General features: G+C 63.8%; 7 protein-coding genes. 4 read left to right on the top strand and 3 right to left on the bottom strand.

The genetic code is table 11. From position 1 onward, the window contains the following. Positions 1 to 78 precede the first annotated feature (78 nt). The 3 genes from ACODS1_RS23120 to prlC are packed head-to-tail and all read right to left on the bottom strand — an operon-like array spanning position 79 to position 3185. The gene (locus tag ACODS1_RS23120) at positions 79 to 861 is read right to left on the bottom strand and encodes a DUF1835 domain-containing protein (protein ID WP_489087482.1); all 783 of its coding nucleotides are present in this window, start codon (positions 859 to 861) and stop codon (positions 79 to 81) included. A gap of 3 nt (positions 862 to 864) precedes the next feature. Continuing rightward, positions 865 to 1140 (bottom strand): YheV family putative zinc ribbon protein, encoded by a 276-nt coding sequence (locus tag ACODS1_RS23115; RefSeq protein WP_489087481.1) that lies wholly within the window; start codon positions 1138 to 1140, stop codon positions 865 to 867. After that, the gene (prlC, locus tag ACODS1_RS23110; RefSeq protein WP_489087480.1) at positions 1137 to 3185 is read right to left on the bottom strand and encodes an oligopeptidase A; all 2049 of its coding nucleotides are present in this window, start codon (positions 3183 to 3185) and stop codon (positions 1137 to 1139) included. The genes ACODS1_RS23115 and prlC overlap by 4 nt, the downstream gene beginning before the upstream one ends. A gap of 120 nt (positions 3186 to 3305) precedes the next feature. On the opposite strand from prlC, the gene ACODS1_RS23105 reads away from it, so the two are divergent. The 4 genes from ACODS1_RS23105 (at position 3306) to ACODS1_RS23090 (ending at position 6359) form a co-directional block, all read left to right on the top strand. Further along, positions 3306 to 3848, top strand: coding sequence for a gamma carbonic anhydrase family protein (locus tag ACODS1_RS23105; RefSeq protein ID WP_489087479.1), 543 nt, complete (start codon positions 3306 to 3308; stop codon positions 3846 to 3848). Further along, positions 3845 to 4345 carry a GNAT family N-acetyltransferase gene (locus ACODS1_RS23100; RefSeq protein WP_489087478.1) on the top strand — a complete coding sequence of 167 codons (501 nt, stop codon included), beginning with the start codon at positions 3845 to 3847 and terminating at the stop codon, positions 4343 to 4345. Before ACODS1_RS23105 ends, ACODS1_RS23100 begins: the two co-directional genes overlap by 4 nt. 335 nt (positions 4346 to 4680) lie before the next feature. Further along, positions 4681 to 5646: a hypothetical protein gene (locus tag ACODS1_RS23095; RefSeq protein ID WP_489087477.1), complete on the top strand. Its 966-nt coding sequence runs from the start codon at positions 4681 to 4683 to the stop codon at positions 5644 to 5646. A 65-nt stretch (positions 5647 to 5711) separates the two neighbouring features. Beyond that, the gene (locus tag ACODS1_RS23090; protein WP_489087476.1) at positions 5712 to 6359 is read left to right on the top strand and encodes an HAD family hydrolase; all 648 of its coding nucleotides are present in this window, start codon (positions 5712 to 5714) and stop codon (positions 6357 to 6359) included. The last annotated feature ends 78 nt before the right edge of the window (positions 6360 to 6437 follow it).

Raw genomic sequence — 6437 nt, 5'->3', positions numbered from 1 at the left:
GGGCGAAAGTTCGACCCCGAACTCCATGTCGCTTGCGTCAAATAACAGTATCTACTTATGCGGCGCCAACAGACCTGTTTAGCGACCGGTGCTCAGGCTTACTTGCAGTCCACCATAGCCATGTTCGCCGGGCTCGCCGCTGAGTCGTAATTGACCTGCGGCAGCCAGCTCGCGGGCGCGCCAGAAGACGAAGTAATCGGTGGCGAAGAAGCCATCGCTGCGTGCCATGACCTCGGCCATCAGGCGGGCCAGTGGCTGTTGTTGCTCGCCTGCATGTTCCAGCAGGATGCGATCGACCGCTTGATAGTCCTCGCTGTTGAAAACGCCGGCCTGCCAACGCCGCACGGGTTGTGGATCGGCCAGTAGCGTCTGCCACTGCGCTGCGAGTGTTGCCTTGCGCTGGACATCGACTAGGCGCGGCGTGGCGACTTGCGCCAGTGCCTCGGGTCTGTGCATTGCCACCGCCATGCGCTGCTCGACCCGGCTATCGCCGCTGCCGCAAGGCACTTCCCACAGCTCGATGGGACTGCCTTGCAGAGCATGCGCCACACGCGCCAGCAGCAGTTGTTCACTGCAGCTATCGCCATGCCAGACGGTGACGGGGCGACTCTGCTGCGCCAACAGGGCAAGCCAGCGCGCATCCTCGGCCAGATCCGTGGCGAAGTCCGGCACGGGCGTCACCGTTTGTGGCCAGACCGCGCTCCAGAAGGCTGCGCGAGCGGCGCATGTGGTGTCCACGTCCGCCAGCGGGCCGACCGCCAGATCGTCGCGCAGCACGCGCAAGGCCGTAGCGGCAACCGCCTCGCCAATGACGTGGGTTACCCCAGCGACCGCATTATCGCCGCAGACCAGATGCCACACGCCTTATTCCTTGGGCTTCTTCAGCTTCGGATTGGGAAAGAACTGCACCGCCTGCACATTCGGATTGGCCACCTTGGGCTTCAGGCCACTGACGTTGACCCGAGTCGGCAATTCCTTGGGCACCGAATTGCCATTGGCATCAAGGGTGTCGGCGTAGCCGCATTTGACGCATTCGCGGTGTGGCACACCGTCGACGTTCCACATCTTGATGCTGTCGGTTTCGCTGCACGCCGGGCACACGGCACCGGCGATAAAGCGCTTGGGAGTGATTTCGCTCATGCGGCCTCCTGGCTCAGGCCGAGGTGGCGCAGCAGGGCGTCGATGCTCGGTTCGCGGCCACGGAAGTCGACGAACAGCACCATCGGTGCCTGCGAGCCGCCGCGGGCCAGCACGGCTTCGCGGAAGGCGCGGCCCGTTTCCGGGTTGAGCACGCCTTCTTCCTCGAACTTGGAGAAGGCATCGGCGCTGAGCACTTCTGCCCACTTGTAGCTGTAGTAACCCGCCGCATAGCCGCCGGCGAAGATATGCGCGAAGCCGTTGGCGAAGCGGTTGTAGGCCGGCGGACGCAGCACCGACACCTCGCTGCGGATCGCCTCGATCACATCCAGCACGCTGCGACCGTCGCCGTGGGTGGCGTGCAGCTCGAAGTCGAACAGAGAGAACTCCAGCTGGCGCACCATCATCAGGCCGGACTGGAAGTTCTTCGCCGCCAGCATCTTGTCCAGCATGGCCTGCGGCAGCGCCTCACCGCTTTCATAGTGGCCGGAGATCAGTGCCAGGCCTTCCGGCTCCCAGCACCAGTTCTCCATGAACTGGCTTGGTAATTCGACGGCATCCCACGCGACTCCATTGATGCCCGAGGCGCCGGCATGCTCGACGCGGGTCAGCAGGTGGTGCAGGCCATGGCCGAATTCGTGGAACAGGGTGGTGGCCTCGTCGTGGGTCAGCAGCGCCGGCTTGCCGCCGACTGGCGGGGTGAAGTTGCACACCAAGTTGGCTACCGGGGCGATCAGCTTGCCATTGGCGTCGCGGCGCTTGTCGCGCGCGCCGTCCATCCAGGCGCCGCCGCGCTTGTTGGCGCGGGCGTAGAGGTCGAAGAAGAAGCGGCCGACGTGCTGGCCGTTCTCCTGGATCTCGAACAGGCGTACGTCCGGGTGCCAGGTGTCGAAGTCTTTCAGCTCGCGGATCTCGATGCCGTAGAGCTTCTGCACGATGGCGAACAGGCCGGTGAGCACCTTGTCCACCGGGAACCAGGCGCGTACTTCTTCCTGGGAGATGCTGTAGCGCTGCTGGCGCAGGCGTTCGCTGTAGTAGCCGACGTCCCAGCTTTGCAGGTCATCCAGGCCTTGCTCGGCGGCGAAGGCTTTCAGCTCGGCCAGGTCCTGCTCGGCGAAGGGCTTGCTGCGCACCGCCAGGTCACGCAGGAAGCTCAGCACCTGGTCGGTGGATTCGGCCATCTTGCTGGCCAGGCTCAGTTCGCTGTAGTTGGCGAAGCCGAGCAGGCGCGCCAGTTCCTGGCGCAGGTCGAGAATCTCGCTCATCAGCGGGCCGTTGTCGTTCTGCCCGGCGTTCGGCCCCTGGTCGGAGGCGCGGGTGCAGTAGGCGGCGTACACCTCTTCGCGCAGGGCGCGGTCGTCGGCGTAGGTCATCACCGCGTAGTAGCTGGGGAACTCCAGAGTGATCAGCCAGCCGTCCAGGCTCTTGGCTTGGGCGGCCTGTTTCATCTGCGCCTTGGCCGAGTCGGTCAGGCCGTTCAGGCTTGCTTCGTCGCTGATGTGCTTGGTCCACGCCTGGGTCGCGTCGAGCAACTGGTTGGAGAATTTGCTGGTCAGCTCGGACAGGCGCATCTGGATTTCGCCGTAGCGCTTCTGCTGCTCGACCGGCAGGTCGATACCGCTCAGGCGGAAGTCACGCAGGGCGTGCTCGAGGATGGTCTTCTGCGCCACGTCGAAGCCTTCGGCTGCCGGGCTCTTGGCCAGCGCGTCATAGGCGTCGAACAGCGGTTTGTTCTGGCCCATTTCCGTCCAGTATTCCGACAGTTTGGGCAGGCAGGCCTCATAGGCCGCGCGCAGTTCAGGGCTGTTGCATACCGCATTGAGGTGGCTCACCGGGCTCCAGGCACGGCCCAGGCGCGCGCCTAGTTCGTCCAGCGCCAGCACCAGGCCGTCCCAGCTCGGATTGGCCTGCTGTTGTTCGAGCAGCTTGGCGATGGCGGCGCGGCTGTCGGCCAGGATCTGGTCGACGGCGGGTTCGACGTGTTCCGGTTTGATCTGCGAATAGGGCGGCAGGTCGAAGTCTTGCAGCAGTGGATTGTTCGCGGTCACGACGAGGCACCTGTGGCGAAGGAAGGAGGGCAACAGCCGGCAAATACCGGGGCGATTGCAGTCGATATGGGGGCCATCTTAATTACAATCAAGCTTTCCCGCAGCCCAGGAGCCTCTATCGTGGCGATTCGCAAATACCAGCAACACCTCCCGCAACTGGGCGCGCGCGTCTTCGTCGACGCTTCCGCCGTGGTCATCGGCGACGTCGAGCTGGGCGAGGACAGCTCGGTCTGGCCGCTGACGGTGATCCGTGGCGACATGCACCGCATCCGCATCGGCGCGCGCACCAGCGTGCAGGACGGCAGCGTGCTGCACATCACCCATGCCGGGCCGTTCAACCCGGACGGCTTCCCCCTGATCATCGGTGACGAAGTGACCGTCGGGCACAAGGTCACCCTGCATGGCTGCACCCTGGGCAATCGCATCCTGGTCGGCATGGGCAGCATCGTCATGGACGGCGCGGTGGTCGAGGATGAAGTGATCATTGGCGCCGGCAGCCTGGTGCCGCCGGGCAAGCGCCTGGAGAGCGGCTACCTGTACCTCGGCAGCCCGGTGAAACAGGCGCGCCCGCTGACCGACAAGGAGCGCAACTTCTTCAGCTACACCGCCGGCAACTACGTGAAACTCAAGGATCAGCACCTGGCCGAGGGTTACGACCAATGAGCGACACACTGATCATTCGCCCCATCGAGGCTGCAGATTTCGACCAGGTCTGGCCGATCATCGAAGGCGTGGTACAGGCGCAGGAAACCTACGCCTTCGATCCGCACATGGATCGTGAAACGGCTTGGAAAACCTGGGTAGAACTGCCACGCGCCACCTTCGTCGCCGAGCAGGACGGGCAGATTCTCGGCACCTACTACATCAAGGCCAATGCCGCCGGGCCGGGCGACCATGTGTGCAACTGCGGCTATATGACCGCCCCGGCTGCGCGCGGTCGCGGCATCGCCAGCCGGCTCTGCGCCCATTCGCTGGAAGTGGCGCGCGAACTGGGTTTCAGCGCCATGCAATTCAACAGTGTGGTGGCCACCAATACGGTGGCCGTGGCGCTGTGGCAGAAGCACGGCTTCGTTATCGTCGGCACCCTGCCCAAGGCCTACCGCCATGCCCGGCATGGGTGGGTGGATTGCCATGTGATGTATCGTAGCTTGCTGGATTGAAGGGGCGAAAAACCGCGCCGATGAGTAGCCTGGCGCCGAACATCGACGCAGTACACCGTAGGGCGGGCTCAGGAGCGAAGCGAACAGCCCGCCGGCCCATGCCAATGGTTTGTACCATGCCCTTCAGGGAATAAACCCTCCCTATTACCTCCACCATATGGGTACCCATACGGCGTACTGCTTCGCGAGTACACCCTACAGCGCTTCATATAGTCTTCAGGTGTCGCCTGCTGCCTGGTCGTAGTCCACAGTTCTGCCATTTCGAACTATTGCCCTGCCGGGAGGGTCGGTACTCTCGCGTTCTCGACGGATCTGAACCTCGACAAGGAGTGCCCATGAGCCAAGCCAATCCCTTCGAACCTTTGCCGACAATGGCGACGACCCCCGGTTTGCGTGAGTGGCCCGCGTTGCCCCGTCAGTTCACATGGGTCGCCGCGCTGGTATGGCTGATCGGCATCGCCAGCACGCTGGTCACCTGGTCTCTATACGACGACCTCGATTACGCCGACCTGTTGCGCCAGATGGCACCGTTCTGGCTGGGACATCTGCTGCTGTCGACGTTGGCCGCGTATTGGGTGACATCGATCTACCTGGAGCAGCAGGGCTTGGCGGGCTACCCGCAACCGGCGTTGCTGATGCTGGCCTATGGTTTGGCCTGGCTCCTGGTTTCCTGGGCTTTGGGTTATGCCCTGAGCGTTCTATATATGTGGCTGTACGAGAAAACCGGCTCTTACGGTGCCGGACGCCTGCTCAGTGACGCTCTATGGTGGCTGGTCGGCCTGGTTCGTTTCGCCGTCGAGGCGCTGTTGACGTTATGGCTGGTGCTGCATCTGTTTCGTGGTAAAGCCAGGCCGGCAGAGGCTGCCCTGCGGGTATCGGCGATGACCCTGGCCTGGTGTTTCGCCTTGGGTCTGGTGGTGATCAGCTTGCAGTTGAATGCGCTGGTGGTGCGTCTGTTCGGGGGCATGCTGACGAGCGAGCTGGCCGATGGCTGGTCATTGCTGAGTGCTCTGGTCAGCACCGGCTTGTTCATGCTGGTGACATTCTTCGCGGCGCGTTCGGCGTTACCGGTGCAAGTGCGGGGCTTCAACGGTGGGCGGCTGGCGCTGGCTTGTCTGATCACCTTTGCCCTGTGGTTCGGCAGCGCCGTGCCGGGCGCGATCATCGTGCTGGCCACGCTTTGGTTTGGCTTCGCCGGTAGCCTCGTGTTGCTGGGGCTGTTCGCCGTGCTGCAACTGGTGCTGCTCTGGCCGTTCACGCGCCTGGGGCTGCGTTGGGCTTATCGGGCGCAGGCCGCCTGAGCGTGAAGCAGGTGGCAAAGGCGGGTATCCTGCGCGACCGTTCCGGTTACGAATAGGCGCCCGTCATGCAGCATTCCACCCTCCTTTTCGACCTCGATGGCACGCTCACCGATCCGCGTGAGGGCATCACTCGCTCGGTGCAGTACGCCTTGGCCAAGCTGGGTATCGACGAGCCGGATCTGACTGCGCTGGAGCACTTCATCGGCCCGCCCTTGCTGCAGTGCTTCATGAGCACCTACGGGCTGGACGAGGCCACGGGGTGGCAGGCGGTCAATCACTACCGCGAGCGTTTCCGCGTGACCGGGCTGTATGAGAATCGCGTGTTCGAGGGCGTGCCGGCCTTGCTCGACGCGCTGCAGGCGCAGGGTCGCACGCTGTATATCGCCACCAGCAAGCCGACGGTATTCGCCGCGGAGATCGCCCGGCACTTCGGCTTCGACCGTTACTTCACGCGGATCTACGGCAGCGAGCTGGACGGCACGCGCACCAACAAGGTGGAGCTGCTGGCGCATCTGCTGGAATCAGAAGGGCTGGCGCCCGAGGCGACCTTGATGATCGGTGACCGCAAGCACGATCTGATTGGTGCGCGCAGCAACGGTTTGCAGGCGGTGGCGGTGGGCTATGGCTTTGGCAGCCGCGAGGAGTTGCTCGGCGAGGCGCCGGCCTATCACTTCGAAACGCTGGCGGATTTGCACCGGGCGTTGGCCGGTTGAAGGCGCTGTAGGCGCGGGGAGATAAGCCTTGTGGGAGGCGCTTCAGCGGCGAGCTTTTGTCGCGGCTAAAGCCCCTCC

The sequence above is a fragment of the Pseudomonas sp. FG29 genome (genome assembly GCF_057809355.1).
The sequence above is the reverse complement of the archived record's forward strand: the minus strand, read 5'-3'. Positions and strand labels throughout refer to the sequence as shown.

Coding starts and splice junctions, on each gene's coding strand:
- ACODS1_RS23115 (WP_489087481.1), bottom strand. CDS start 1,140: ATGAGCGAAATCACTCCCAAGCGCTTTATCGCCGGTGCCGTGTGCCCG.
- ACODS1_RS23100 (WP_489087478.1), top strand. CDS start 3,845: ATGAGCGACACACTGATCATTCGCCCCATCGAGGCTGCAGATTTCGAC.
- ACODS1_RS23095 (WP_489087477.1), top strand. CDS start 4,681: ATGAGCCAAGCCAATCCCTTCGAACCTTTGCCGACAATGGCGACGACC.
- ACODS1_RS23090 (WP_489087476.1), top strand. CDS start 5,712: ATGCAGCATTCCACCCTCCTTTTCGACCTCGATGGCACGCTCACCGAT.